The sequence below is a fragment of the Amycolatopsis sp. 2-15 genome (assembly GCF_030285625.1).
GTDB classification, from domain to species: domain Bacteria; phylum Actinomycetota; class Actinomycetes; order Mycobacteriales; family Pseudonocardiaceae; genus Amycolatopsis; species Amycolatopsis carbonis.
In genome coordinates this window covers 3,691,608-3,714,906 of the sequence record NZ_CP127294.1, presented here as the reverse complement: position 1 = coordinate 3,714,906, position 23,299 = coordinate 3,691,608, and the positions used below count along the sequence as shown (strand labels likewise).

Annotated in this window: 25 protein-coding genes; 18 read left to right on the top strand and 7 right to left on the bottom strand. The window is 67.5% G+C overall.

Going from position 1 to position 23,299, the window contains the following annotated elements:
- Positions 1–5: 5 nt before the first annotated feature.
- Both QRX50_RS18320 and QRX50_RS18315 read left to right on the top strand, forming a co-directional pair.
- Positions 6–596, top strand: a complete 591-nt coding sequence (locus tag QRX50_RS18320) for a TetR/AcrR family transcriptional regulator (protein WP_285973149.1) — start codon at positions 6–8, stop codon at positions 594–596.
- Positions 593–1,321 (top strand): class I SAM-dependent methyltransferase, encoded by a 729-nt coding sequence (locus tag QRX50_RS18315; RefSeq protein ID WP_285973148.1) that lies wholly within the window; start codon positions 593–595, stop codon positions 1,319–1,321. Before QRX50_RS18320 ends, QRX50_RS18315 begins: the two co-directional genes overlap by 4 nt.
- A gap of 188 nt (positions 1,322–1,509) precedes the next feature.
- Here QRX50_RS18315 and QRX50_RS18310 read toward each other — a convergent pair whose 3' ends face one another.
- Positions 1,510–1,905, bottom strand: coding sequence for a hypothetical protein (locus QRX50_RS18310; RefSeq protein WP_285973147.1), 396 nt, complete (start codon positions 1,903–1,905; stop codon positions 1,510–1,512).
- 736 nt (positions 1,906–2,641) lie between these two features.
- Between QRX50_RS18310 and QRX50_RS18305 the strand changes: the two genes are divergently transcribed.
- From QRX50_RS18305 to QRX50_RS18295, 3 genes are all read left to right on the top strand, one after another.
- On the top strand, positions 2,642–3,460 hold the full coding sequence (locus QRX50_RS18305; protein WP_285973146.1) for a hypothetical protein: 819 nt from the start codon (positions 2,642–2,644) through the stop codon (positions 3,458–3,460).
- 1,065 nt (positions 3,461–4,525) lie between these two features.
- The gene (locus QRX50_RS18300) at positions 4,526–5,764 is read left to right on the top strand and encodes a helix-turn-helix domain-containing protein (RefSeq protein ID WP_285973145.1); all 1,239 of its coding nucleotides are present in this window, start codon (positions 4,526–4,528) and stop codon (positions 5,762–5,764) included.
- A 4-nt stretch (positions 5,765–5,768) separates the two neighbouring features.
- Entirely contained in the window at positions 5,769–6,329 is a 561-nt protein-coding gene (locus QRX50_RS18295) for a flavoprotein (protein ID WP_285973144.1), read from the top strand.
- A gap of 22 nt (positions 6,330–6,351) precedes the next feature.
- Here the strand turns inward: QRX50_RS18295 and QRX50_RS18290 are convergent, their stop codons facing one another.
- Complete coding sequence (locus tag QRX50_RS18290) at positions 6,352–6,870, bottom strand: AAA family ATPase (RefSeq protein ID WP_285973143.1); 519 nt, start codon at positions 6,868–6,870, stop codon at positions 6,352–6,354.
- A gap of 206 nt (positions 6,871–7,076) precedes the next feature.
- Between QRX50_RS18290 and QRX50_RS18285 the strand changes: the two genes are divergently transcribed.
- The 9 genes from QRX50_RS18285 (at position 7,077) to QRX50_RS18245 (ending at position 13,874) form a co-directional block, all read left to right on the top strand.
- On the top strand, positions 7,077–7,349 hold the full coding sequence (locus QRX50_RS18285) for a hypothetical protein (protein ID WP_285973142.1): 273 nt from the start codon (positions 7,077–7,079) through the stop codon (positions 7,347–7,349).
- A gap of 36 nt (positions 7,350–7,385) precedes the next feature.
- On the top strand, positions 7,386–7,844 hold the full coding sequence (locus tag QRX50_RS18280; protein ID WP_285973141.1) for a hypothetical protein: 459 nt from the start codon (positions 7,386–7,388) through the stop codon (positions 7,842–7,844).
- Positions 7,841–8,131 carry a hypothetical protein gene (locus QRX50_RS18275; RefSeq protein WP_285973140.1) on the top strand — a complete coding sequence of 97 codons (291 nt, stop codon included), beginning with the start codon at positions 7,841–7,843 and terminating at the stop codon, positions 8,129–8,131. The genes QRX50_RS18280 and QRX50_RS18275 overlap by 4 nt, the downstream gene beginning before the upstream one ends.
- Positions 8,115–8,363 carry an AMED_5909 family protein gene (locus QRX50_RS18270; protein WP_285973139.1) on the top strand — a complete coding sequence of 83 codons (249 nt, stop codon included), beginning with the start codon at positions 8,115–8,117 and terminating at the stop codon, positions 8,361–8,363. The genes QRX50_RS18275 and QRX50_RS18270 overlap by 17 nt, the downstream gene beginning before the upstream one ends.
- A gap of 330 nt (positions 8,364–8,693) precedes the next feature.
- Positions 8,694–10,259 (top strand): FtsK/SpoIIIE domain-containing protein, encoded by a 1,566-nt coding sequence (locus QRX50_RS18265; RefSeq protein WP_285973138.1) that lies wholly within the window; start codon positions 8,694–8,696, stop codon positions 10,257–10,259.
- The gene (locus QRX50_RS18260) at positions 10,256–10,642 is read left to right on the top strand and encodes a hypothetical protein (protein ID WP_285973137.1); all 387 of its coding nucleotides are present in this window, start codon (positions 10,256–10,258) and stop codon (positions 10,640–10,642) included. Before QRX50_RS18265 ends, QRX50_RS18260 begins: the two co-directional genes overlap by 4 nt.
- Positions 10,642–12,237, top strand: coding sequence for a replication initiator (locus tag QRX50_RS18255; protein ID WP_285973136.1), 1,596 nt, complete (start codon positions 10,642–10,644; stop codon positions 12,235–12,237). Before QRX50_RS18260 ends, QRX50_RS18255 begins: the two co-directional genes overlap by 1 nt.
- A 14-nt stretch (positions 12,238–12,251) precedes the next feature.
- Positions 12,252–12,464: a helix-turn-helix domain-containing protein gene (locus tag QRX50_RS18250; RefSeq protein WP_285973135.1), complete on the top strand. Its 213-nt coding sequence runs from the start codon at positions 12,252–12,254 to the stop codon at positions 12,462–12,464.
- Positions 12,465–12,548: 84 nt separating this feature from the next.
- On the top strand, positions 12,549–13,874 hold the full coding sequence (locus QRX50_RS18245; protein WP_285973134.1) for a tyrosine-type recombinase/integrase: 1,326 nt from the start codon (positions 12,549–12,551) through the stop codon (positions 13,872–13,874).
- A gap of 17 nt (positions 13,875–13,891) precedes the next feature.
- Here QRX50_RS18245 and QRX50_RS18240 read toward each other — a convergent pair whose 3' ends face one another.
- On the bottom strand, positions 13,892–15,253 hold the full coding sequence (locus tag QRX50_RS18240; protein ID WP_434533349.1) for an NAD-dependent succinate-semialdehyde dehydrogenase: 1,362 nt from the start codon (positions 15,251–15,253) through the stop codon (positions 13,892–13,894).
- A gap of 259 nt (positions 15,254–15,512) precedes the next feature.
- On the opposite strand from QRX50_RS18240, the gene QRX50_RS18235 reads away from it, so the two are divergent.
- Positions 15,513–16,031, top strand: coding sequence for a lytic polysaccharide monooxygenase auxiliary activity family 9 protein (locus QRX50_RS18235; RefSeq protein WP_285973132.1), 519 nt, complete (start codon positions 15,513–15,515; stop codon positions 16,029–16,031).
- Between the two features lie 54 nt (positions 16,032–16,085).
- Here QRX50_RS18235 and QRX50_RS18230 read toward each other — a convergent pair whose 3' ends face one another.
- From QRX50_RS18230 to QRX50_RS18215, 4 genes are all read right to left on the bottom strand, one after another.
- Complete coding sequence (locus QRX50_RS18230) at positions 16,086–16,346, bottom strand: PLD nuclease N-terminal domain-containing protein (RefSeq protein ID WP_285973131.1); 261 nt, start codon at positions 16,344–16,346, stop codon at positions 16,086–16,088.
- Between the two features lie 106 nt (positions 16,347–16,452).
- Positions 16,453–17,646 (bottom strand): MFS transporter, encoded by a 1,194-nt coding sequence (locus QRX50_RS18225; protein ID WP_285973130.1) that lies wholly within the window; start codon positions 17,644–17,646, stop codon positions 16,453–16,455.
- Between the two features lie 70 nt (positions 17,647–17,716).
- Positions 17,717–18,814 carry an FAD-dependent oxidoreductase gene (locus tag QRX50_RS18220; protein WP_285973129.1) on the bottom strand — a complete coding sequence of 366 codons (1,098 nt, stop codon included), beginning with the start codon at positions 18,812–18,814 and terminating at the stop codon, positions 17,717–17,719.
- A gap of 12 nt (positions 18,815–18,826) precedes the next feature.
- The gene (locus QRX50_RS18215; protein WP_285973128.1) at positions 18,827–19,489 is read right to left on the bottom strand and encodes a TetR/AcrR family transcriptional regulator; all 663 of its coding nucleotides are present in this window, start codon (positions 19,487–19,489) and stop codon (positions 18,827–18,829) included.
- Between the two features lie 107 nt (positions 19,490–19,596).
- On the opposite strand from QRX50_RS18215, the gene QRX50_RS18210 reads away from it, so the two are divergent.
- The 3 genes from QRX50_RS18210 (at position 19,597) to QRX50_RS18200 (ending at position 22,529) form a co-directional block, all read left to right on the top strand.
- Positions 19,597–20,355 carry a DeoR/GlpR family DNA-binding transcription regulator gene (locus QRX50_RS18210; RefSeq protein WP_285973127.1) on the top strand — a complete coding sequence of 253 codons (759 nt, stop codon included), beginning with the start codon at positions 19,597–19,599 and terminating at the stop codon, positions 20,353–20,355.
- A gap of 116 nt (positions 20,356–20,471) precedes the next feature.
- Positions 20,472–21,989 carry an FAD-dependent monooxygenase gene (locus QRX50_RS18205; protein WP_285973126.1) on the top strand — a complete coding sequence of 506 codons (1,518 nt, stop codon included), beginning with the start codon at positions 20,472–20,474 and terminating at the stop codon, positions 21,987–21,989.
- 354 nt (positions 21,990–22,343) lie between these two features.
- A complete protein-coding gene (locus tag QRX50_RS18200) occupies positions 22,344–22,529 on the top strand; it encodes a hypothetical protein (protein WP_285973125.1) in 186 nt (61 codons plus the stop codon).
- The last annotated feature ends 770 nt before the right edge of the window (positions 22,530–23,299 follow it).

Here is a 23,299-nt window from a genome sequence, read left to right as displayed (position 1 = left end):
GCCGGGTGAGACGCACTCAGCAGGAACGTTCCGACAGCACGCGCGCCGCCCTCGTCGGCGCCGCCCGCGAGCTCTTCGGCACGCGCGGCTACCGCGACGTCCCGGCCGAAGAAATCACCCGCACGGCGGGCGTCACGCGCGGCGCGCTGTACCACCACTTCGGTGACAAGCTGGGCCTGTTCCGCGCCGTGGTGGAGTCGGTTGAACGCGAGCTCACGGCGGAGGTCTCGGCGGTGATGACCGCGTCCGCCGATCCGTTGGTGGGCATGACCACGGCGCTGGGGACTTTCCTGGAGGCGTGTCTCCGCCCGGAGGTCCAGCGCATCTCCCTCACGGACGCCCCGGCGGTGCTCGGCTGGGACGTCTGGCGGGAGATCGAGGGCGAGTACGGGTTGGGGCTGCTGGTTTCCGCGCTTTCGCAGGCCCACTCGGCGGGGTTGATCGTGGATATGCCTATTCGCACTTTGGCGCAGCTCATCTTGAGCGCCGTGATGGAGGCGGCGCGGATGATCGCTTCGGCTTCGGATCAGGCTGCCATGCTGGCTGAGACGCAGGTGGTTTTCGCCGGCTGGCTGGGTTCTCTGCTGCGCTCATGACCGTCTACGACAGCATCGGCAAGGACTACTCCCTCGGCCGCCGCACGGACCCGCGCTGGCTGGCCCGCATCCTCGCGGCGATCGGCCCCGCGGCTTCAGTCGTGAACGTCGGCGCCGGCACGGGGTCCTACGAGCCACGTGCGGCTGTCGCGGCCGTCGAACCTTCCCGCCGCATGCTCGCGCAGCGCCCTCCCGCGTCGGCTCCCGCAGTGCAAGCCGTTGCCGAACACCTCCCGTTGCGCTCGGCCTCCGCCGACGTCGCCCTGGCCATCCTCACGGTCCACCACTGGCTCGACTGGCGCCGCGGCCTGGCCGAACTCCGCCGCGTCGCCCGCCGCCAAGTCATCCTCGTCTACGACACCCGCCTGCACGCCGACTTCTGGCTCACGCGCGAGTACATCCCGGAAGTCGCTTCGCTGGAACGCTCTCGCCCTTCTGCCACCGACATCGCCACCGAACTGGGCGCGTCCGCGGTCGAGGTACTGCCCGTTCCGTGGGACTTCCAGGACGGCGTGTACCCCGCCCATTGGCGCCGCCCGTCGGCGTACCTGGACGAGCGCGTCCGCCGCTCCTGCTCGGCCCTCGCGCAATCCCCGCCGGCGGCCGTGGCCCGCGGCATCGCGTCCTTGCGCGCCGACTCGGCTTCCGGCGCCTGGCAGCGGCGGCATGCCGACTTGCTGGCTCTGGACTCCCTGGACGTCGGTTTCCGGTTGATCACTACCTGAACAGCGGCGGCCGCTCCTCGGGCCGCGCCTCGACGACGTCGATCCCGGGCGTGTCGACCAGGCTCTCGATGGCTCGCCTCGTCGCCCCTATCCCCGCTCACGCCCCGGTTCGGGCAAGCCACTCCGCCACGCTGGTATCCGTCAGGTATTCGAACGCTACGGCGCCCCCGTCCTCACGAGCTCGCGGATCAACTTCCCAATCTGTCCTCTACGGTCGCACGGATCTCGTGCCAGGGGTCGTTTCGAAGAGATTCCAACATCGCCCTGGGAGTGTTGTTGTGCAGCGCGACTCTCATCCTGATGGCTTCGTTGGGATCTCGGGACAGGCGTTCGAGAAGACTGGGGGTGAGCTTTCGCTTCATCGCCACCATCGAGCGTACGCGAGCATCAGGATCGCCGATAAGAACTTCCAGCACCACGAGCGGAACAGTCTTGTTTTGAGCAACTCCCACCCGCTCGTCCGGATAGCGATGAACGACGTCCAGCCAGACCTGCTCGGATGCCTCGTCCACCGCGGCCCTGCGGCGCTCCCCTGGATCCGGACTCCGGCACAGCCGAACGAACTCGTCAGCGGACTCGATCACCCGAGCACCCACGCCAGAAAAACCAGCAAGAACACGCCGTCGACCAAGCCGCCACTGACGAATCCGCGGCGACCTGACGACGGCCTCGCCACGCCGAGAACTACAACCCGGCAGCTCACAACCGGATCGACTTCTTGTTCATGAACTATCCAGGCGGTCTGGTCCACCTCGGCACACCCCTGGTAAACCGCCTCTGACCTGCTGTTTTGCGTCTCATCCCGTCCGGTCGCGTCCGGACCGATCTTGACGTCTGACGGCCCCACGACGGCCCAGCCCTGATTCGCGCGCCCGCCCTGTCGGCCGCGCCCAGCCGCCCCCGTCGTCCTCGTCCCCGCCCCCGTTAGCGCCGGTTCGACGGTGTCAGGGGTGGACGCTTGCGGCCATCGCACAGCGACGCCGGAGGCGCCCTTGATGGCGGCGAGCCGGTGTTAAACGATCAACGACGAGGAAGCGGACGGTTACGATCTCGCACCGGCCTGTAACGCGCTGAGCGCGTCGGCCGTATATGCCGGTATGCACCTCTACGGATCCCCGCCCGCCGGCGGCGGCGCGCCTCCCGACGCTCCTTCCGGCGGGTCGCCCGCGGCCGGCGGCCGAAGCGGAGCGGCAGGCCGTCCGTGCCGCACTGGGCGAGCCCGCCGAACGCACGGCGACCACGCGCCGCCGCCGGCGGCGCCTTGATCCCATAGAGCCAAGTTCGGCAAACAACAAAGTATGCGACAAAAAAGTGGGGAAAATGACAACACCGACCGGTACGGGGAACGCGAAACAGCCGGCACCAAATTCTGGAGTCAAGCGAGGGCTTCCAAATATTGGCCTCCCTGAGGCCGAAAAGATGGCGACAAAGCTATGGGGCATAGCGCGACTCGGAAAGGCGTCTACCCAGGCATTTGCAAAGCAATTGGGCTTGAGCACGTCGAGCGGAAGTTGGGATACACGCCTTGCACTCATGAAAGGATTTCAGCTGATCGAAAAGAAGGATGATCAGATTGGACTGACCACACTGGGACAACAACTAGTAAATAGTTCGGATCCGGAACAGCAGAAAGAGGCCAGGCGAGCTGCCGTCCTACACCTCAAGGCATATCGAGAGCTGGTAACCGACTTCGACGGAACCCCTGTACCCGCGGTAGACGTGTTAGCCTCGCGACTGCAGTATGACTACGGCAAAAAAGAGGATTTCGCGACAGCGGCGGCTAATGCCTTCATAAACTCGTTGCAGTACGCCGAAATGATCGACACGAGTGGAGTCGTCCGGATTCAGGGTGACGACAAACCCGGTATTTCTGAATTGAACGATGTTCCAGACGAAGAGGAGTCAGAAAACGACGCAGATATCGACAGAGCGTTCGGCGACGGTGGATACTTGCTGGAGACCGGACCAGGCGAGGAGCCCAACAATAATCCGGTGATGGTCGAATACGAGAGCTTTCCCGCTGCAGAATCGCACACTGAGAGTTCCATTAAATTGTCAGTAACGCTCGACTTGTCGAAGTACCGCGCGGACGAAGTCATCCAGATTTTGAGTTCGCTTGGGTTGACACATCGTGCCTGAAGAGCTAGTTGACGATAGCGCAATCCTGAACACTTCGTCTCGTGAAATCCTAGCTGCGCTGCGCGGGATCGCCATCTCGGGAGAACGCACCGATCCATCGATCCACTATATTCTAACTCGCTGTGGCCTCGCGGAAGATATGATCCTGACGCCCGCTGGCCAAGCCTTGTTTAAGCTACGCTGGGTGCTCGGACGGGAGGACGAATCTGAATCAGCCCTTGCTGCTGCCATGAGGACCCTGACCCCCATTCAAGTCATGGAGCAGGAACTCCGCGGAATGGGGCAGGTACCTGAAGAGGGTGTACTTAGGCTCTTGATGCAACATCGTTGTATCAAGAGCGATGTGACGATTAATGAACTTCGACCACTACTTCATTGGTTGAATAGCGTTGGATTAATTGCATACTCGAAGAAGCTAAAGACAGTGCGCTCCCTACTTCCCTCTCCCGATGCGGCTCTCGGTGGCGAAATAGAAGGAATCGCCGCGATGATATCCCCTAAGACACCTTTCCTAAACATAGTTCGCCTTCGTCGGATAATCAGACCACTCAAGGGGGTTGTTTGGTGGGCAGACCCACACTTTCAGTCGCGCGCACTGGAAGAACTTGCAGAGGAGCTCGATCTTTCTACGGTGGGAGAGGTTCGCATAATCTCCGGAGACTCAGATAGTGTCCTTACAGATCGATCAGGTCGAGACTTTCACCGGTTTCAAAAGGAGTTATTGGGCCGATCGATACGTGCGGAGTGGCGCGTAGATTCGAGAAAGACCCGTGACTGGCATGATCGGTGGCTTGCCGACGGATCCGCCTGCTGGAATGTTCCACCACTAAACACACTGTACAAAAATGACTACTGTGAGATATACCCAGCCGGGGAAAGACCTCCGTTTGATGAATGGTGGAATAGAAGTATTGCTCGCACGTAGGTGAGTCAATTGCGCCACAGATCTTGCTTCGACTGCTCAACAGTATTGCATTGAAAGACCCTGAAGTCCGAAGTCTAGCCGTCGGCGGATTGGTCTCCTGAGCAGCTCCAGCGCGCGCTCCATACTGTTATCCTGATGTCATGCGTGGTGCGGGTGACCAGCTCAGCATCGGGGAGCGTATTGCCTTCTACCGGCGGCGGCGTGGACTGTCGCAGGCGGTGCTTGCTGACCTGGTGGGCCGCTCCGAGGACTGGCTGAGCAAGATCGAGCGCGGTGAGCGGGATATCCGCAGGTTGGACGTGCTGGCGGAGGTCGCGCAAGCGCTGCGGGTGACGCTCGGTGACCTCCTCGGCGAGCCGGTCCTGATGGAGGATCACGAGAAGAATGACGATGTGCCGGCCATCCGGGACGCGCTCATGGCGCCCCGTCGGCTGTCGCGCACGCTGTTTTCATCGGCGATGTCGCCGGAGTACATCGACCCAGCGCCGGTCGCGCGGCTGGTGGAAGGTGCCTGGTCGAGCTACCAAAAGGGCGAGCTGGGCCGGGTCGTCGCTGCCCTGCCTGGACTGATCAAGACCAGCCAGGCGATGGAGGCCGCTTCCGCGGATGACGCGGCGTACAAACGGGCATGCGCCGCCGTCTCGGCTCGGGTTCATCACCTCGCCGCGACCACGCTGAGCAAGATCGGTGAGGCCGACCTCGCGTGGATTGCGGCCGAACGGGCGATGCAGGCCGCTGACGACGCCGATGATCCGCTGGTGCTGGCGTCGGCTGCACGGTCGGGAACGCATGCACTGCTGGCTGTGGGGCGGTTCGACGACGCACTTGAGCTGGGGGACGTCGCGGCCAAATGGCTGCTGCCCCGGATGGCGGAAGGTGATCCGGGCGCTCTGAGCCTCTACGGGATGCTCTACCTGCGCACTGCTGTGGCGGCGGCCCGCCACCAAGACCGGTCGACGGCGAATGACCTTCTCGGCCACGCCGGTCACGCGGCTGACCAGCTTGGCGTGGACGCGAACTACTGGCAGACCGGCTTCGGGCCGGCCAACGTCGAGTTGCATCGGTTGTCCGCGGCGCTGGACCTCGGCGACGTCAGTCAGGTGATCGAGTCCGCGCCCCGGATCAACGTCGACCACCTGCCGGTTGAGCGACAGGTGACACACCTGATCGACTTCGCGCGGGCGCTGAGCTTGGTCGCCAAGGATGACGACGCGCTGCAAGTGCTGCTCGAAGCCGAGACGAAAGCCCCGACGATCGTCCGGCACAACACGATGGTGCGAGAGGTCGTGCGGTCGATGTACCGGCGCGCTCCGGCATCGGCAGGTAAAAAATCCTCGGCGCTGCTCGCGCTGGCTGAGCGCTGCGGCGCGGTGAGGTAGGCGAATGACGTCGCGCGTTCTCGGGCTGGTCGGCTCGGGTGCTGGTGGAGTGGAAGACCTTCTTCCGAAGCTGATCCGTCCTGCTCAAGCCGCAGGGTGGACGGTCGCGGTCACCCTCACGCCAACGGCCGGCGGGTGGCTGGCGGAGTCTGGCGCGCTGGCCGAGATTGAAGCGGCCACGGGCTACCCGGTGCGGGTCGAGCCGCGTTCTCCGTCGCAGACGAGCCCGCACCCAGCGCCGGACTGCTACCTGGTGGCGCCGGCCTCGGCCAACATGGTCGCGAAGCTCTCGCTCGGGATCGCAGACAACCAGGCGTTGACGCAGGTCAACGAGGCCATGGGCACCCGCAACCTGCCCGTGGTGGTGTTCCCGCGGGTCAATGCCGCGCACGCGCGTCAACCGTTCTGGGACGTGCACATCGAGAACCTTCGCCGCGTCGGTGTGCACCTGCTCTACGGCGACGACGTCTGGCCGCTGCACGAGCCGCGGAGCGCTCCGGGCAGAGAGCTGCCCTGGTCAGCGATGTTGGACGCCATCGAAAAGGCAGTGCCGGGCGACCGTTAGCGCCCTTCTGTCGCAGACGACCTCAACTCTTGAGGGCCTTGGCGATCTGCGCGGCCGCCTCTGCGGCGGTGAGGTGCGTGGTGTCGACGACTTCGGCCTCGGCGTGCAACCACGTCCGGGCCGCCTCGGCGTACGGCTCCAGATACTTGAGACGGAACGGCGACGGAATGGCGTGCTCGCTCTCGATGCGCCGGCGGAGCGTCGCCTGGTCGGCGTGCAGGACGAAGTGCCGCACGGGAATGGCGTGTTCGGCGAGGCCTGCACTGATCTCGCGCCAGTACTGCTCGACCAGGACGGTCATCGGGATCACCAGCATGCCGCCGGCGTAGTCCAGGACGCGCGCGGCGGTCTCGACGACCAGGGGCCGCCACGGTGGCCAGTGCTGGAAGTTGTCCGTCTCGGGCAGCCCTGGCCTGATGTCCATCAGGGTCTCACCCACCTTCTCGGCGTCGAACACCCGCGAGTCAGGCAGCAGCGGTTGCAGGAGGGCGCTGGTCGTCGTCTTGCCTGCGCCATGGGTGCCGTTCAGCCAAACGATCACGGGACCACACACTAGCGCGACAGGGGCTGTGCCGTCCGAGTGCGCCGCTAGCGGCGGCTGCGAGCCGCGAGGGGCACCGCGAAGAGCCCACAATGCCTGCTCGAACCTACCCGGACAGTTTGTCCGGGTGATCGTTCCTGCCCGGGTGTCTCCTGGTCTCAGCGCGCCAAATCGGGCGTGCGGAAGCCGAGACATCGGGAGAGCACATGGGCATTCACGTGGTGATTCAGCCCCTCGTCGGGTACGGCGCTGCCGTCGTGTCGCCTTCCCCGGGGGTCCGCCAGCTGGTGGCCGGGAGCGACGAAAGCGCAATCACGATTCAGGTACCGGCGCGGATCGGCGGGCTGTTGGACACCGCTCGGTTCGCGCGGAGCCTCGCCGAAGCCGCCAACGAGTTCGGCGACTGGTGTGAGACGCAGAATCGGACCCGCACGTACTCCTCCCCTCTCGGCGACCAGTGGGCAGAAGAGCGCGACTGAGCGCGCCCGAAAACGCAGAGCAGAAAGGAAATCAGCATGGCTATCGACAAGGGATACCGGTTCGGCATCGGCTTCGACGAGGCGTTCTCGCAGGGTTTGGTGATGGTGGGCGAGGTGTCGCCGGACAACGAGTACCAGTCGCGTGAGGATCGGGCCGCGGGACGGCCGACGCGTCAGCGGATCGACGAGGTGACGGGCAAGCGGCAGTGGAAGGTCATGGTCACTGACCCGGCGGAAACCCGCGCGAAGCGGGCGTCGTTCGAGATCACTCTTCTCGCGGACGTCCAGCCGGTGCCGACGACGAGCGAAGTGCTGCCCGGCATGCGGCCGATCGAGTTGGAAGGCCTGACTGCGGAGCCGAAGGTCGCCGGGCAGGGCGAATTCAAGTACCAGTCCTACGTCTTCCGCGCGACGGGCTTCCGCGCCGTGGCAAACGGTTCGGGCACGAAGACCGCGCGGTCCAGCTCGGCGGCTGAGTCACCGAAGGCCGCGTGAGTCTGGTGGACACAGCGGAGGCGGGCGAGGTGTTGAGTCTGCAATGGATCGTCGGTCCGCAGGCGGAGCTGGCGGTGCAGGAGAGCGGTTCCGACCCGGCCCGCCCGCCGCTGCTGGTGCTGTCGGGTGCGCGGTGCGTGCTCACGTTGAGCCCGCCGGATGACGTCGGTGCGTGGCATGGGTGCGCGGAGCTGCTGAGGCAACTACGGGACAACGCAGACGAGATGGCGGCGCTGCTGGATGCACGCGCCACGGAACTGAGGGCAAGCGATGAATACCAAGACTGAACCGCAGACGCTGAGGGCTGCGCACGATACGGCGAGCGGTCGTCGACCTGCACCGGACGCGAACTTGTCGGCGTGGCTGGCTTTTCACCAGTCGAACGCTCGGATGTACCGGACGGTGGCGGACGTGGATCGGGGGCACCACCACGAAGCCTTGTATTGGGTCGGCTACGAGACCCGGAAGGCGGGTGAGGTGTCTGCGCGGATAGAGGCGGAGAAGGCGAAGCACAACTAGTCGCATGTAGACGAACAAACTCAACAAAGACAGAAAAAACGCACGCTCGGACGTGTGGCGATGAAACACGCCCTGATTCGGGTGCTGCGATCCGTAAGGCGCAGAAGCGGAACCTGGCTACCAACCTTGCCGCTCCTGCGCTGTCCACAACCAGCGGAAGTGAACAATGACAACGCTAAACGATGGCAAGCGACGCGTGTCAACGGGGGTCACCCGGACGCGCTGTAATTCCTGTAAGCGATTCGCGAAGCTCCTGCCCGGCGAGACCAGGTGCGCGGCATGCTTGGGCGTCCTGCCACTGGACCTGTCGGTCGAGCGGGGTGACCGGTGATGCACCTGTCTGCCGGGTTCCTCGTGGTTTCCCTTGCCAGTCTCGGCCTCGTGGTCTGGGTCCTGCACAAGATCGGCCGTGCGCTCGCCTCAGTGGCGGAAGCTCTGGCAGCGGCCGCAATCGTGTTCGTCGCCCTGTGGTGGCTGTGCAAGGGCGTGTTCTGGTTGGTGGCTCAGGTCGTCAAGCGCTGGCGGACGAGCCTCACCGTGATCGGACTGCTCGTCTGGTGCGAGCTTCTGGGCTGGATCTCGCTGGCGGCCACCCTCGGCGGAATCGGTGTCGTGCTCGCCGCATGGCGGCTCGTGGACGTGGTCTCGTTCGATCAGCGGTGCTGGCGGTTCCTGCGCTCCTGGTGGGCACGGTGGTTCGTCTACGCGCGCAAACTCCCGGGCTGGCTGCATGCCTGCGGCCTGTCGGTGCGGGACGAAGCGTTGCCAGTCGTGGTGAACGTCAATCTCGTCGGCCGTCGTCGTGCAGTCTCCCGCTCGACGTCCCATCGCGCCGGAGTGCAGGTCCCGAAGGTGCTCAAGGTGCGCTCGGGGCCGTCGTGGGACGAAGTGCGGGTGGAGTTGGTGGCCGGCCAGAAGCCGGAGGACTTCGACGAGGCCGCGCGGGCGTTGGCGGTGGCGCGGAAGGTCTCGCGGTGTCAGGTGCGAGAGCTGGAACCGAACATCGTCTCCATTGACTACCAGCGCCGTGACCTGCTCGGCTCGGTCGTGCACTCGCTGCCTGTTCCGGATGTGGCGTCGGTCGAGCGAACGGGCGTTGATCTGCGGAAGGTGTGGGCCGGGCGCACGGAGTACGGCAAGCCGTGGCAGGTTCCGCTGCTTGGTGCAGGTTCGCACATTCTCACGGCTGGCGCGTCGGGTGCTGGCAAGAACTCGGTGATGTGGTGCCCGTTGGTCTCGGCCGCGTCGGCGATCCGGTCGGGCGTGGTCCGGATGTCGGGGATCGATCCGAAGGGGATGGAACTCGCTTACGGGCGCGGGATCTTCGCCCGCTACGCAGTGTCCGGTAAGGACGCGCTGGAGGTCCTGGATGCGCTCGTCGGTGAGATGGAGCGCAGAAAGCAGGCATTCGCCGGACAGGTGCGGACGATCCCGGTGTCGACGCAGTACCCGTTGGAGCTGCTGGAGTTCGACGAGATCGGCGCGCTCACCAAGTACACCGATCGCAAGACTCGGGACGCGATCGTGGAACGCGTCGCGCTGCTGACCACGCAGGGTCGGGCGTTGGGGATCTCGGTCCGCGGTTACGTGCAGGAGCCCACCAAGGACACGGTCCCGGTGCGGGAGCTGTTCACCCGCCGCGTCTGCCTGCGCGTCACGTCGAAGACACACGTCGGGATGGTCCTCGGCGACGGCGCCTACGAGCGCGGTGCCTGGGCGAACCGCATCGGCGACTCGGAGGCCGGCGTCGGCTACGTGTGGGGCGAGGGCATCCGCGAACCGCTGCGTGTGCGGGCGGGCTGGGTGTCGGACGAGACAGTCAAGGCTCTGGAGCAGTACGTCACCAACGGCGGCCGCGCTGACCTGCGCACCCGAGTGCAGGGGGCGACGGTATGAACCAGCTGATGACCTTCCTCGACGCGATCCGGGACCACCTGGACCTGTACCAGCTGCCGCCGGTCGCGTCGCTGGATGTCACCGCGTGGTCCCGGCCGATCACGGTGCAGCTCGACGTGGACGGTTTAGCCGAGGTCGCCGGGGCTCTGTTGGTCTGGGCGAACACCCTCGACGACGTGACCGCGACGCTGTGGCGAGTGCCGGACGGCGACTCGGTACATCTGTCCATCATCGGTCGCACCCCGTGCGGGATCCCGGTACGGGTGTACGGCGGTGTCCCGTTCGACGCGCGGGTGTTCCCCGATCTTCCGGCGGGTGCGAAGCAATCGATGCCGGTGTATCTGCTGCGGCACTGGACCATGCCCGGTGAGGTTGCGGCCTGATGAGCGAGACACGAGCGGAGCGGATGCGGGCACCTCTGGCCGACGACGTCATCCGGGCGACGGCGGAGAAGCACGGGGTGTGCGTGCGGCCATTCACGATGGAGGTCGGCGACCCCGACACCGGCGAACTCCGGTACGTCCCGGTGCCCTGCGGGTCCACCGTGGAATCCGTGTGCCTGCCATGCGCGCGCAAGGCCAAGGCTCTGCGACAGGTCCAGTGCCGCGAGGGCTGGCACATGACCGAGGAACCCGACCTCGCCCCTGACAAACCGACCGAAGATCAGACGGAGCTGTTCACCTATCGGGCTGATCTTGTGGCCTCGTATCGCGAGGTCGTCGAGCGCGACGAGGTCGAGGCGGAGGAACTGCGGGACGAGATCCGCAGCGTCGACGAAGAACTACGAGCTCTCGGCGTCCGCGGGCGTCTCCCGTCGATCGACGCGCCCACGAAACGGCCCGTGAAACGCTCCACGAAGAGGCGGCAGGACGCACCCAACCTGCCGCGCCGCAAGGTCGCCAAAACCACCGTGGGACGCGAATACGCGGGCCGATTCCGCCCGTCGATGTTCGTCACTCTGACCTGCGACACCTACGGGCCCGTGCGTGGCGACGGAGCCCCGGTGAACCCGGCCACCTACGACTATCGGCGGGCGGCTCGCGACGCCGTGCACTTCTCCGCCCTGGTGGATCGGTGGTGGCAAAACCTGCGCCGGGTCGTCGGCTGGGATGTGCAGTACTTCGCCACGGTGGAGCCGCAGAAGCGGACCGCTCCGCACCTGCACACCGCTATCCGTGGGTCGGTGCCGCACGAAGTGATCCGGCAGGTCACCGAAGCCACCTACCACCAGGTGTGGTGGCCCCACCATGACGAGATCGTCTACACCGACCGGCTCCCCCTCTGGGACGGACCGGTACGTGGATTTGTCGACCCAGGGACCCGGGAACCATTGATGAGCTGGGACGACGCGGTCGACCAGGTCGAGACACCGGTGCATGTGGTGACCTTTGGCCGGCAGGTGCACTCCAAGGGCATCCTTGGCGGCACCGACGAGGCGGGCCGCCACATCGGCTACCTCACGAAGTACCTGACCAAGTCCACAGGGGAAGTGGTCGAGGCCGACACGGCGGCACTGGCCGATCACCACGACCGGCTGCACGCCGAGCTTGCCGTCACTCCGTGCTCGCCGCGGTGCTCGGTCTGGTTGCTCTACGGGATCCAACCCAAGGGCGCTAGCGGAAAGCTCACCCCCGGGCATTGCAAGGGACGCGCGCACCGGCGAACCACGCTCGGGCTGCCGGGCCGGCGGGTGCTCGTATCGCGCAAGTGGTCCGGGAAGACGCTGATGGACCACAAAGCCGACCGCAAGGCGTTCGTGATGCAGGCCCTCGCCGCGGTCGGAATCGAGAAACCTCAACCGGATCCAGGCCGGCTCGTCTGGCGCAAGGTCGACTCCGCCGACCCGCAAGTGCCACCCCGGCAGCACCTCGTGATGCGCGGGATCGCCGAACGCATCACATGGAAAGCCGAATACGACCGGGCACTACTTGCCGCTCAGGGGCCGCCCGAAACTTCGGCAACTCTGCAAGCGGCCTGACGAAGGGAGGTTCTATGAGCGCACAAGTCACGGTGGTGAGTGTGGAAGGCCTGTGGTCGCCGGACGAATTGGCCGCCTTCCTCGGGATTCCGCCGAAGACGTTGCGGGACTGGCGTTTCAAGGGCTACGGCCCGTCCTGGATGAAGATCGGGAAACACGTTCGGTACAGCCCGGAGACGGTGCGCCGATGGCTCGAAACCCGGCACGGAACAACAGAAGCCGCGTAACTGCCGCGTGCGACGGCTCCTCCCCGCGTCTCGACCGTGAGGCGTGGGGAGGAGCCGTGTTCAGCCAACAACTGAGGAGGTGGCATGAAAGGTCACGTACAGGACCGCTGGTGGCGGCCGAAGACGGACGGGAACGGCAAGCCGGTCTTGAACGCCAAAGGGCACGTGGTCCGCGAGAAGACTGAACGTTTCGGCAAAGGAGATCGCTACAAGGTCCGGTACTTCGATGCCGAGGGCAACGAACGTTCCAAGTCCTTTCCGGACAAGGAGTTGACGCGGGCCCGCGCTTTCCTGACCAAGATGCAGCACGACGTGCTGACCGGAGAGTACATCGCACCGGAGTCCGGCGACGAGAAGTTCCGCGAGTACACCGCGCAATGGCAGAAGGGACAGTCTGCGGACGCCGGTACTCGCCAGACGGTCAACAGCCACCTGAAGACCGGGATATTCCCGTTCCTCGGCGACAAGCCGCTGAAGTTGGTCGAGAAGACCGACACGATCCGCGATTGGCTCGACTGGCTGGAGCGACCGAAGAAGGAGGGCGGCCGGGGCCTCATGGCGTCTTACCGCGCGATCCTCTTCGACACGGTCTCGGCGATACTCCAGGCTGCGGCCGACGATAAGAAGATCCGGTCGAACCCCTGTCGCGCCAAGAGCATCAAGCGGCCGAAACCGGCACAGCGCAAGGTGATCCCCTGGCCTGAGTCACGTGTGCACGCGGTTCAGCTCGCCCTGCCGCCGGAGTACACCGTGGTCGTTCCGCTCGGCGCCGGCCTCGGCCTTCGGCAGATGGAGATCTTCGGCTTCAGCCCGGACGACATCGACCGTGACGAGATGATCGTCAACGTTCAGCGGCAGATCCGGTGGATCGGCGGCGTGCCGGTGTTCTCCCCGCCCAAGGGAGGCAAGACGCGTGTGGTCCCGCTCGGGGCGGGCGTACTCGACGGCATCGACGGCCACCTGGCGATGTACGAGCCGGTCCCGCTCACGCTCCCCTGGCTCGAACCCGGCGGGCGTCCTGAGACGGTGCGGCTGCTGATCAGTCGGGTTCTGCGGCGTTCACGCCAGTACCGGAACAAGCCGGTATGGCACATCATCAAGGGCTCGAACTTCACCAAGACCGAGTGGAAGTCCGCGTTCTCTGCGGCCGGGCTGGACTACGTGGACCGGCGCGACGGGATGCACGCGATGCGGCACTTCTACGCCTCGTCGCTGCTCGCACAGGGCGTCTCGATCAAGGAAGTCGCGGAGTACCTCGGCCACCACGACCCCGGCTACACCCTCCGCATCTACACCCACCTCGTGCCGTCGAGCCACAAGCGCGCTCGGGCCGCCGCCGACAAGGTGTTCGCGCCGCGTCGGGCCGCCACCGAATCCGTGACGGCCCAGCGACGGCCCGAGGGCGCCTGACAAGGCAAAACCGCAGGTCAGAGGCGTATAGATTTCTTGTTCATGAACTCCTCAATCCCCAACGGACCCAGCTCCCGGCCCATCCCCGAGCGCTTGATCCCGCCGAACGGCAGATCCGCCTGCGAGCCGCCCGACTTGTTGAAATACACCATCCCCGACTCGATCCGGTCCGCGACCGCGCGCATGCGGGCGGGGTCCGTGCCGAAGACGCTGGCGCCCAGGCCGAACGGGGAGTCGTTGGCGATGGAGATGGCCTCCTCATCGGAAGCGGCCGGGAACAGCAGGAACACCGGCCCGAAGATCTCGTCGCGGTAGGCGTCCATTTCCGGAGTCACGTCCGTGAGCACCGTGGCCGAAAGGTACGCACCCGGGCCTTCCACGCGGCGGCCGCCCGTTCGCAGGACCGCGCCCTGGCGGACGGCGGTCTCCACCTGTTCGAAGACCTCGTCGGCGGCGGACACGGAGGCCAGGGGCGGGAGCTTCGTCGACGGGTCGGAAGGGTCGCCGGGCAGATAAAAAGATGCCACGCGCGCGGTCAGTTTCTCGACGAACGGGTCGTACAGGTCGCCCACCACGATGATCCGCTTGGGTGCGTTGCAGGACTGGCCGCAGTTGCGCAGGCGGGCGGTGGCGACAGCTTCAACCGTGGCGTCCAGGTCGTCGGTGTCCAGGACGATCAGCGGGTCCGAGCCGCCCAGTTCGAGGACGCAGCGCTTGAGGTTGCGGCCCGCCTCGGCGGCCACCGAGATGCCGGCCTGTTCGCTGCCCGTGAGCGAAACGCCGACGATGCGCGGGTCCGCGAGGATCGACGGGACCTGACGTGACGAGGCGAAGACGTTGACGTACGCGTCCTCCGGCACGCCGGCGTCGCGCAGGACCTGCTCGATCGCGACGGCCGAGCGGGGGCAGATGGACGCGTGCTTGAGGAGAATGGTGTTGCCCAGCACCAGGTTCGGGGCGACGAAGCGCGCGACCTGGTACATGGGGAAGTTCCACGGCATCACGCCGAGCAGGGCGCCGATCGGCTCCTTGCGGATCACGGCGTCGCCGCCACGAATCTTCAACGGCTCGTCGGCGATGAGGGACGGGCCGTGTTCGGCGTAGTAGGAGAAGATGTCGACGACGATGCCGACCTCGCCGCGGCCTTCGTTGATGCGCTTGCCCATCTCGAGGGTCATGATGGCGGCGAGCTCGTCGGACCGTTCGGCGAACAGCTCACCCGCGCGCGCGACGATCTCGGCGCGTTCGGCGACCGGGCGTTCCCGCCAGGACAGGTAACCGCGGTGGACGCGGGCGATCGCGTCGCGCACCTCCTGGTCGGTGGAGTTCTCGATCTGCTCGATCAGTTCACCCGTGGCCGGGTCGGTGACGGTGTACATCGCGGCGAGAGCCTCCGTGTTCGACGAAACGAAGCGGTCGGACGCGCCCAGGCTACCAAACTGCATACAGTATGCACTAGCCGGCGAGGGTCGTCCGATTACTCCAGAAGTTGCACCTCTTGACCGAAAAGACCGTTTTCCTGTATGGTCTAGACCACATGCTCCCCTCTCCCCGCCCGCGCACCTCCCACGCGGCGGCTCGATCGCGCCCGTTCAAGGCCATCCGTGGGAGCGGGCACCGCTGTCGAAGGAGCCCGGTATGAAAACGAACCGCAAGCTCGTGGCCGCCCTCGCCGGTGCGGCGATCGCCCCCGTGATCGTGCTGGTCGGGCCCGTGGGCACGGCCAGCGCCCACGGCTACGTCAACGCGCCCGCGAGCCGGCAGGCGCAATGCGCGCAGAACATCGTGTCCTGCGGCGACATCAAGTGGGAACCGCAGAGCGTGGAAGGCCCGAAGGGCCAGCGCACCTGCAACGGCGGCGTCGCGCGCTTCGCCGAGCTCAACGACAACAGCAAGCCCTGGCGCGCCACCGCGACCGGCCGCACGGTCACGTTCGACTGGACGTTCACCGCCCGGCACAAGACCAGCACGTACGAGTACTACATCGGCAACACACGCGTCGCGAGCTTCAGCGGCAACAACCAGGTGCCGCCGGCCACCGTGTCGCACTCGGTGAACCTGGGCAACCGCACGGGCCACCAGACCGTGCTGGCCATCTGGAACATCGCCGACACGACCAACGCGTTCTACTCCTGCGTCGACCTGCAGGTGAGCTGACGAAAGCGGCGGACGGGTCCAGGGACCCGTCCGCCGCTGCCGTCCACAATGTACTCAGCGATACGCCGCGGCCTCGGCGCTGCGCCGCCCCACCAGGAACCACAGCAGCGGCCCCAGGAACGGCGCGCAGAACGCGAACACGACCCACACCAGCTTCATCCCGCCGGTCAGCGGGCTGCCGAGCACGCTGATCAGCGCGGCGAGGAAAAACACCACCGGGATCAGGATCAACGCGATGATCCCGACGACGACGGCGATGTTCGCGGCGTGGGGGCCGTCCTGGGCGGCGGCGGCCAGCGCGGTGGGGATGGTCATCGGTCCTCTCCCTGGTTCTCGTCGGTCCACTTCGGACTCGATGGGTCCAGTATGAGAGCGCGCGCCGCCGGCCCGAATCGGCTCGACGGCTCGACCCGCGTAATCCTTAAGTCGTAGCCGCGACGGGGATCACGCGCTCCAGCCACCGCACGGCCAGCGCTGCGAACACGTTCACCACGCCCAGGACCAGCCACGGCAGCCAGTACCCAACCTCGAACAACGTGGTGAAAAACGCCGGCGCCACCAGGCTCGCGACCGTGAACGAGTACTGGAACACCGCCAGGTAACGTCCTCGCGCGCCCGGCGGCGACAGCTCCGTGGCCAGCGACTGCGACACCGGCCCGTGCACAGCCTCGGCCGCGGTGAACAGGAACGTCGCGCCCAGCAGCACCGGCACCACCCAGCCGAGCTGCCCCGGCACCAGCAGCGCGAAGGCCAGGCACCACGCCGCCCACAGCACCGCCGAGGCCATCAGCACACGCGTCCTGCGCAGCGGCGACACCAGCCGCACGGCCGGCGCGGTGAGGACCGTGAGCAGCACGGTGTTGCCCACCAGCATCGCGGGCGCGAGCCACGGCGGACCGTGCAGCCCCACGGTCACGAACACCGGCAGCCCGAGCGCCAGCATCATGCTCGTCAACGCGAACACCGCGTTCAGCCCCGTGAAGGCCAGGAACGGCCGCGCCCGCAGCATCCCCCGGTACCCACCGGCGTCACTTTCCGCACGCCGCGGCGCCCGCACGCGCGCCGCGATCGCCACGCCCGCGCAGAGAAAACAGGGCGCCGAGCCATACGCGAGCGCGCGATACGCGGCCGGGGTGCCGATCGTGACCACAACACCGGTGATCAGGCCGCCGATGGCCAGCCCGGCCGTGCGCGTGACGTTCATCCACGCGAACCAGGAGTCCTTGCTCCGCGGTTTCTCGCTGCCGTCGACGAAATCCGCCACCGCCGTGAACACCGACGACCAGAAGAACCGTACCCCGACCGCCACGAGCGCGGCGGTGAGGAAGATCCCCGCGGGCCCGGTCACGCGCGTGAACAGCAGAAACCCGATCCCCTGCGCCCCCTGTGCGGCGACCACCAGCACCCACGGACCCATCCGGTCGGCCAGCCGCCCGGCGATCAGCGGCACCGGCAGCGTCAGCGCGTTCGCCGCGCTGAGCAGCACGCCGATCAGCGCCAACGGCACCGTGGTCAGTTTCGCGAAGAACAACACCGACAGCGGCTGGAACAACCCGTTGCCCACCGAGTCGACCACCAGGGCCACCAGCAGCACCGCCCCGCCACGGCTCCGCACGCCAGATCATCCCCCCGGGTCGGACGAGCCCCCGAGCGTAACGATCTCCACGGTCCCGGTCGACGGCGTTTCAGTGGCCTTCGAACACCGCGAGCAGACCGTCGGGCGTGTCCGCGGCGAACATCGTCACCAGGTTCTCCGCCGAACCCCGCGCGGCCTCCTCGCTACGCGGGAACATCGCCTTCTCGTATCGGGCAAGGGCGGCCTCGACGTCACCACCTGACTCGACGACGGCCAAGGCCAGCTCGGCACCGTCGATCATCGCGAGGTTCGCGCCTTCACCGGCGAAGGGCGACATCACGTGCGCCGCGTCGCCGATCAGGGTCACCCCGGGCACGCGCTCCCACTCGTGGCCCACCGGCAGCGCGTGGATGGGCCGCGCGACCGGCTCGCTGTCCACCGACGCGATCAACGCCCGCAGTTCCGGGGCCCAGCCGGCGAATTCCCGCGCGAGCGCCGCCGGGTCGCCCGGATCGAACGAGCCTTCGGGAACCTGCAGGGCGACGTACAGGTGCACGCTGCCGTCCGGCTCGCGGTGCGCCAGGATGCCCCGCTCCGGCCCGAGCGCGAAGAACATGCCCCCGCCGATGAGTGCCGCACTTTCCGGATGCCGGGCGGCGACGTCCAGCAAATCCAGCTCCACGAACGAAATCCCGGTGTACGCGGGCACCTCGGCCGAGACGAGCGGCCGGATCCGGGACCAGGCCCCGTCGGCCCCGACGAGCACGTCCGTCTCCAGCGCCGAACCGTCCGCCAACGTCACCTCGTGCCGGCCATCGCCCAGCGAGCGGGCCGAACCGACCTTGGCGCCCCACCGGACGGTTCCCTCCGGCAGCGACGAGAGCAGCAGATCGCGCAACGCGCCGCGCTCGACCTCCGGCCGGGCGCCCCGGCCATCGTCCTCTTCGGACATTCGCACCACCGCGTGCCGGTCCAGCACGCGCATGGCCTCCCCGCCGCGATGGATCAGCGGCAGGAACTCTTCGTACAGGCCGGCCGCCCGCAGCGCGGCCTGACCGGTTTCCTCGTGGATGTCGAGCATTCCGCCCTGTACCCGGGCCGAGGCCGACGCGTCGAGGTCCAGCACGGTGGCCTCGACGCCGTTGCGATGGAGCACGGACGCGAGGGTCAGCCCGCCGAGGCCGGCTCCGACGATGGTGATCTTCATGGTCTTTCTCCCTCAGGTTCGTGGGGTCGCGGCGATTCCGGCGATCAGCGCGCGGAACGCCCAGGACAGCCGCTGCCCGGGCGCGCCGGACAGCAAGTCGGACCCGGCCGCGGCCAGGTGTGGGTACTTCTCGGGTGACGCGTCGTGGATGACGGCCGCCAGGGCCTGCCATTCGTCGCGGTCCTCGGGGCGCTCGTCGGCGTGTTCGGCCGCGGTCGCCGTGGCCAGCTGGAGCAGGAGGTCGACGCCCCACGCCGCCTGCTCGCCCGGCACCTCGCCCTCGGCCAGCAACGCGAGCAGCGTGTCCACCAGCCGCAGGTAGTTGTCCCCGCGAGGGCGAGCCACGAGCGCCGACTGCGCCAGCCCGGGATAGCGGAACAGCACCACCGTGTACGAGCCGAGCACCGCTTCGAGCCGCTCCGCCCACGTCCCGGCCGCGGGAGCCGGCTCCACTTCGGCGAGCAGCTCGTCGAGCACCGCCGCGTGGAGCTCCACGGTGTTGCGGACGTAGACGTACAGCGACGCCGCTCCGGTGTCGAGCTCATGCGCGAGCCGGCGCATCGTCAGCCGGGACAGACCCTCGGCCCGCAGGATCGCAAGCGCGGCGGTGATGATCCCGGCCCTGGTCAGGGCCGGCTTGGCCGGACGTTCCCGGCGGCTGCGTGGTGCGGTCATGACTTCATGATAACGAACATGTTCGTTCCGAACAAGATCGTAACGAACATGTTCGTCACCACAGACGCTCAGGCCTTTCGAACGAAAGGGAGGTAAGTTCGGCAGTCATGCGAGGCAACCCGCGGCACGAACGCATCCTCGAGCGGCTCCGGCGCGACGGCCGCGTCGATGTCGGCGAATTGGCCGGCGAGCTGGACACGTCGGAGGTGACCATCCGGCGCGACCTCGACTCGCTGGCCGAGCAGGGCACGCTGCGCCGCGTGCGAGGTGGCGCGGTGAGCCTGCTGATGCGCGGCGAGGAGCTGCCGTTCACGCTGCGCGAGGTGGAGTCCGCGGCGGCGAAGGATCGGATCGCGGCCGTGGTGGGCGGCCTGGTGCGCGACGGCGAGGCCGTGGTCGTCGACAGCGGCACGAGCGGGCTCGCGGTCGCCCGCGTCCTTGCCGGCCGGCGCCTGACCGTGATGCCGCTCGCGCTGCCGAGCGCGACGGTACTGGCGGCCGGCTCGTCGGTGAACCTGCTGCTGCCCGGCGGAACCACCCGTTTCGGCGAGGGCTCGATGGTCGGCCCGATCGCCGAGGCCGCGCTCGCCGCGCTGCGGTTCGACACGTTCGTGCTCACGTGCTGCGGCCTGTCGCCCGACGACGGGGTGACGGCCCACGACTTGCAGGACGCCGCGGTGAAGCGCGCTGCGAAGCGGTCTTCGCGGCGCACGGTGCTGATTGCCGAGAGCGCCAAGTTCTCGCGCACCGCTTTGGCGACCGTGTGCGGGATGGCGGACGTGGACGTGCTGGTCACCGACGCCGAGGCGCCTTCGGAAGCACTGGACCGGTTTCGCCAAGCCGGTGTCGAGGTCCGGGTGGCGTGAGCGGATCCGTCCACACTGGACGTCTCCCACTCTCAAGCTATAGCGCACCCCGGGGCTTGCCGCAAGACCCCCGTCATGCCGCAGAATCGGCGGCTGTCAGCGAATCGGGGTACGAAATGCACGACGTGATCATCGTGGGCGCCGGCGCGGCCGGCCTGGTCCTGGCCGCCGAGCTGCGCCTGGCCGGGGTGCGGCCGCTGGTGCTGGAACGCCAGGCGCGACGGCGGGAAGTGCCGCGGGCCAACGGTCTCGGCGGCCAGGTCGTGGAGCTGCTGCGCTATCGCGGGGTACTGGAGCGGCTCGAAGCGGCCGCGTCCCCGGTGCACGCGGCGCCGTCGTTGCCGTTCGGCGGGCTGCAGCTGGACCTCTCGCACCTGGCCGAGCCGGCGTACCACGCGCTGGCCATCCCACAGCCGGTGCTCGAACGCACGCTCGCCGAGTACGCGGCGGAGCTCGGGGCGGAAGTACGCGAGGGGCACGAGGTCGTCGGCCTTCGCGAAGACGCGGCGGTGACGGTGGACGTGCGTGGCCCCGACGGGCCGTACCAGCTCACGGCCCGCTATGTCGTGGGCTGCGACGGTGGCCGCAGCCGGGTCCGCGAGGTGCTGGGCCTGCCGTTCCCGGGCACGACCTACCCGGAGGTGAACCGGCTCGTCGAGGCGACGGTGCCGGATTCGGTGAAGCGACTGGACAACGGCGACCTCGACGTACCCGGACTGGGGTTGCTGCGCCAGGGTTTCACGCGGACCGACGGCGGGGTGTTCGCGTTCGGGGCGATCGGGGCGGAGATGCTGCTGATCAACACCATCGAGGAGGAAGCGACCGAGTACGACGACCTCAGCCCGATGAGCGAGGCCGAGTTCCAGGCGAGCGTCCGCCGCGTGCTCGGCGGTTCGCTGACCCTCGGCGAGGTGCGGCGGCTGTCGCGCTACCAGTGGCAGGGCCGGCAGGTCCCCCGGTACCGCCTCGGACGCGTCTTCCTGGCCGGCGACGCGGCGCACCTGCTGGCTTCCTCAGGCGCGTCGCTCAACCTCGGGATGCTCGACTCGGTCAACCTGGCGTGGAAACTCGCCGCGGCCGTGCACGGTTGGGCACCGCCGGGCCTGCTCGACAGCTACCACGCCGAACGCCACTACGCCGGCTCCCGCGCGCTCCTGCAGACCAGCGCACAGGCCGCCCTGCGCCGCGGCCACGACCTCGCCGCCGACGCGCTCCGCACCCTGTTCCAGGAGCTGCTCACCGACGAGCAACCGTTGCGCCGCCTCGCCGCCGCCATCGGCGGCACCGACCTGCGCTACCCGATGCCCGGCTCGGACCACCCGCTGGCCGGCACCTTCGCCGGCGACTTCCCCCTGGCCACTTCCGACATCCCGACAAGCCTCGCGTCGCTGCTGCGTCCGGGCCGCCCGGTGTTCGTCGATCTCGCGGACCGCCCGGAACTCCGGTCGGTCGCTCAAGCCTGGGCTCCGCGCGTGGAGATGCACACCGCCAAGACTCCCCTCCGCCCGGCCGACGCCCTCCTCATCCGGCCCGACGCCCACGTCGCGTGGGCCGCGCCGCTCGATTCGCCCGCCGATCCGGCCGGCCTGAGGGAAGCCCTCTCGACCTGGTTCGGCACGCTTGAGGGGGTCTGAAACCGCCTCACCTCGAATGATCACCAAGAGTAAGTGTTCAGCCTGATCGATTCACCGTTTCGTGGACTGATCAAAGATCGACTTCTACCGCTAGTGTCACCGACAACCCGCTCAGCCTCGACATTCCCCCGACCGGGCGGCGGGCCAGGCCCCCTGGTAGTCCCCCTTCCGCGCCCAGGGGGCCACAAAAACAACCCCTCACTCGCCCCGGGAGGAGAGCGCTTGCCACACGCGGTCGCGCGTCAGCGGGAGCGACGTGAAGCGCACGCCGGTCGCGGTCCGGACCACTCATGTCGCACCCGCCTGCTGCCGACTGCGCCGCGGCCACATCGCACACCGAAGGTCCCGGGCGGCGTGGCACCCAAGCAACCTTCGCCGACCGGAGTCGCCCAGCTGCACCACCTGGTGAACTTCCGCCGGCGTTCGTTTCCCTTCTGCCGGCGCGACTCCCGCATCCACCCGCCCCTCCTCGACCGGCACGCGCAGCTGACCGACCGGCGACTGCCACGCGAGTGGCGGCGCCGGCGACTCGGCACGTAGCCGAGCCCTCACCCGAACGGTCGCGACCCACGTCACTCGCGGGCCGTGGAACATTCGCCGGCCGGGTCCGTTGTATCCACTGTCGGTACGGAGGGGTCCCCGGGCTCCACACTTCACCTTCCCGGACAGCCGGTTCGCCGGCCCCGGGTCGCGTCACTCGCCGAGAGGCGACCCCCGTACCGGCGTAAGACCACCCGCCCCGCTGCCTCACGCTCCCCCAACGCGGCGCGGGGCGGGCGCCAGTGCTCCTGCTCTCGCTCGCCGGGCCCCCAGCCGGCGAAGTCGGGAGCGGGAGCACCCTCAGCACACTCCACTGTGGATCATCCGGAGAGCCGGGAATACCTCCGCACCCCCACTGGTTACAACCTTTGCCGGTGCGGTGGTGTCCCCGGGCTCCACCCACTGCCTTCCCGGACCGTCGCACACACGCCGGGTCGCGCCAACCGCCGAGAGGCGACCCCCGCACCGGCCTCGAACCCTTAAGCCCCTCAGACCACCCCACCCCGCTGCGCCGCAGTTGCCCCGAGGCAGCGCGGGGCGGGCTCATGTGCTCCTGCTCCTGTCGCCGGACCCACTGCCGCGGCAGGAGCGGGAGTATCCAACCGTCCACAGTGGATCATGGAAACGTGGATCATGAAAATCACCTGAGCGACCTGCGTCACAAGGGAAATCCGGAACACCGGGCCCGCGCAGGCGTTGTACAGAGTGTCGGTACGGCGGGTGTCCCCGGGCCTCACCTTTTGCCTTCCCGGGTCGTCGCAAGACGCCGG

Bases quoted from the DNA above. Each gene is read 5' to 3' on its own strand.
- QRX50_RS18315 (WP_285973148.1), top strand. From the start codon at position 593: ATGACCGTCTACGACAGCATCGGCAAGGACTACTCCCTCGGCCGCCGC.
- QRX50_RS18305 (WP_285973146.1), top strand. From the start codon at position 2,642: ATGACAACACCGACCGGTACGGGGAACGCGAAACAGCCGGCACCAAAT.
- QRX50_RS18260 (WP_285973137.1), top strand. From the start codon at position 10,256: ATGAACCAGCTGATGACCTTCCTCGACGCGATCCGGGACCACCTGGAC.
- QRX50_RS18220 (WP_285973129.1), bottom strand. From the start codon at position 18,814: ATGAAGATCACCATCGTCGGAGCCGGCCTCGGCGGGCTGACCCTCGCG.
- QRX50_RS18205 (WP_285973126.1), top strand. From the start codon at position 20,472: ATGCACGACGTGATCATCGTGGGCGCCGGCGCGGCCGGCCTGGTCCTG.
- QRX50_RS18230 (WP_285973131.1), bottom strand. From the start codon at position 16,346: ATGACCATCCCCACCGCGCTGGCCGCCGCCGCCCAGGACGGCCCCCAC.
- QRX50_RS18210 (WP_285973127.1), top strand. From the start codon at position 19,597: ATGCGAGGCAACCCGCGGCACGAACGCATCCTCGAGCGGCTCCGGCGC.
- QRX50_RS18300 (WP_285973145.1), top strand. From the start codon at position 4,526: ATGCGTGGTGCGGGTGACCAGCTCAGCATCGGGGAGCGTATTGCCTTC.
- QRX50_RS18265 (WP_285973138.1), top strand. From the start codon at position 8,694: ATGCACCTGTCTGCCGGGTTCCTCGTGGTTTCCCTTGCCAGTCTCGGC.
- QRX50_RS18235 (WP_285973132.1), top strand. From the start codon at position 15,513: ATGAAAACGAACCGCAAGCTCGTGGCCGCCCTCGCCGGTGCGGCGATC.
- QRX50_RS18215 (WP_285973128.1), bottom strand. From the start codon at position 19,489: ATGACCGCACCACGCAGCCGCCGGGAACGTCCGGCCAAGCCGGCCCTG.
- QRX50_RS18280 (WP_285973141.1), top strand. From the start codon at position 7,386: ATGGCTATCGACAAGGGATACCGGTTCGGCATCGGCTTCGACGAGGCG.
- QRX50_RS18270 (WP_285973139.1), top strand. From the start codon at position 8,115: ATGAATACCAAGACTGAACCGCAGACGCTGAGGGCTGCGCACGATACG.
- QRX50_RS18250 (WP_285973135.1), top strand. From the start codon at position 12,252: ATGAGCGCACAAGTCACGGTGGTGAGTGTGGAAGGCCTGTGGTCGCCG.
- QRX50_RS18245 (WP_285973134.1), top strand. From the start codon at position 12,549: ATGAAAGGTCACGTACAGGACCGCTGGTGGCGGCCGAAGACGGACGGG.
- QRX50_RS18240 (WP_434533349.1), bottom strand. From the start codon at position 15,253: ATGTACACCGTCACCGACCCGGCCACGGGTGAACTGATCGAGCAGATC.
- QRX50_RS18295 (WP_285973144.1), top strand. From the start codon at position 5,769: ATGACGTCGCGCGTTCTCGGGCTGGTCGGCTCGGGTGCTGGTGGAGTG.
- QRX50_RS18285 (WP_285973142.1), top strand. From the start codon at position 7,077: ATGGGCATTCACGTGGTGATTCAGCCCCTCGTCGGGTACGGCGCTGCC.
- QRX50_RS18255 (WP_285973136.1), top strand. From the start codon at position 10,642: ATGAGCGAGACACGAGCGGAGCGGATGCGGGCACCTCTGGCCGACGAC.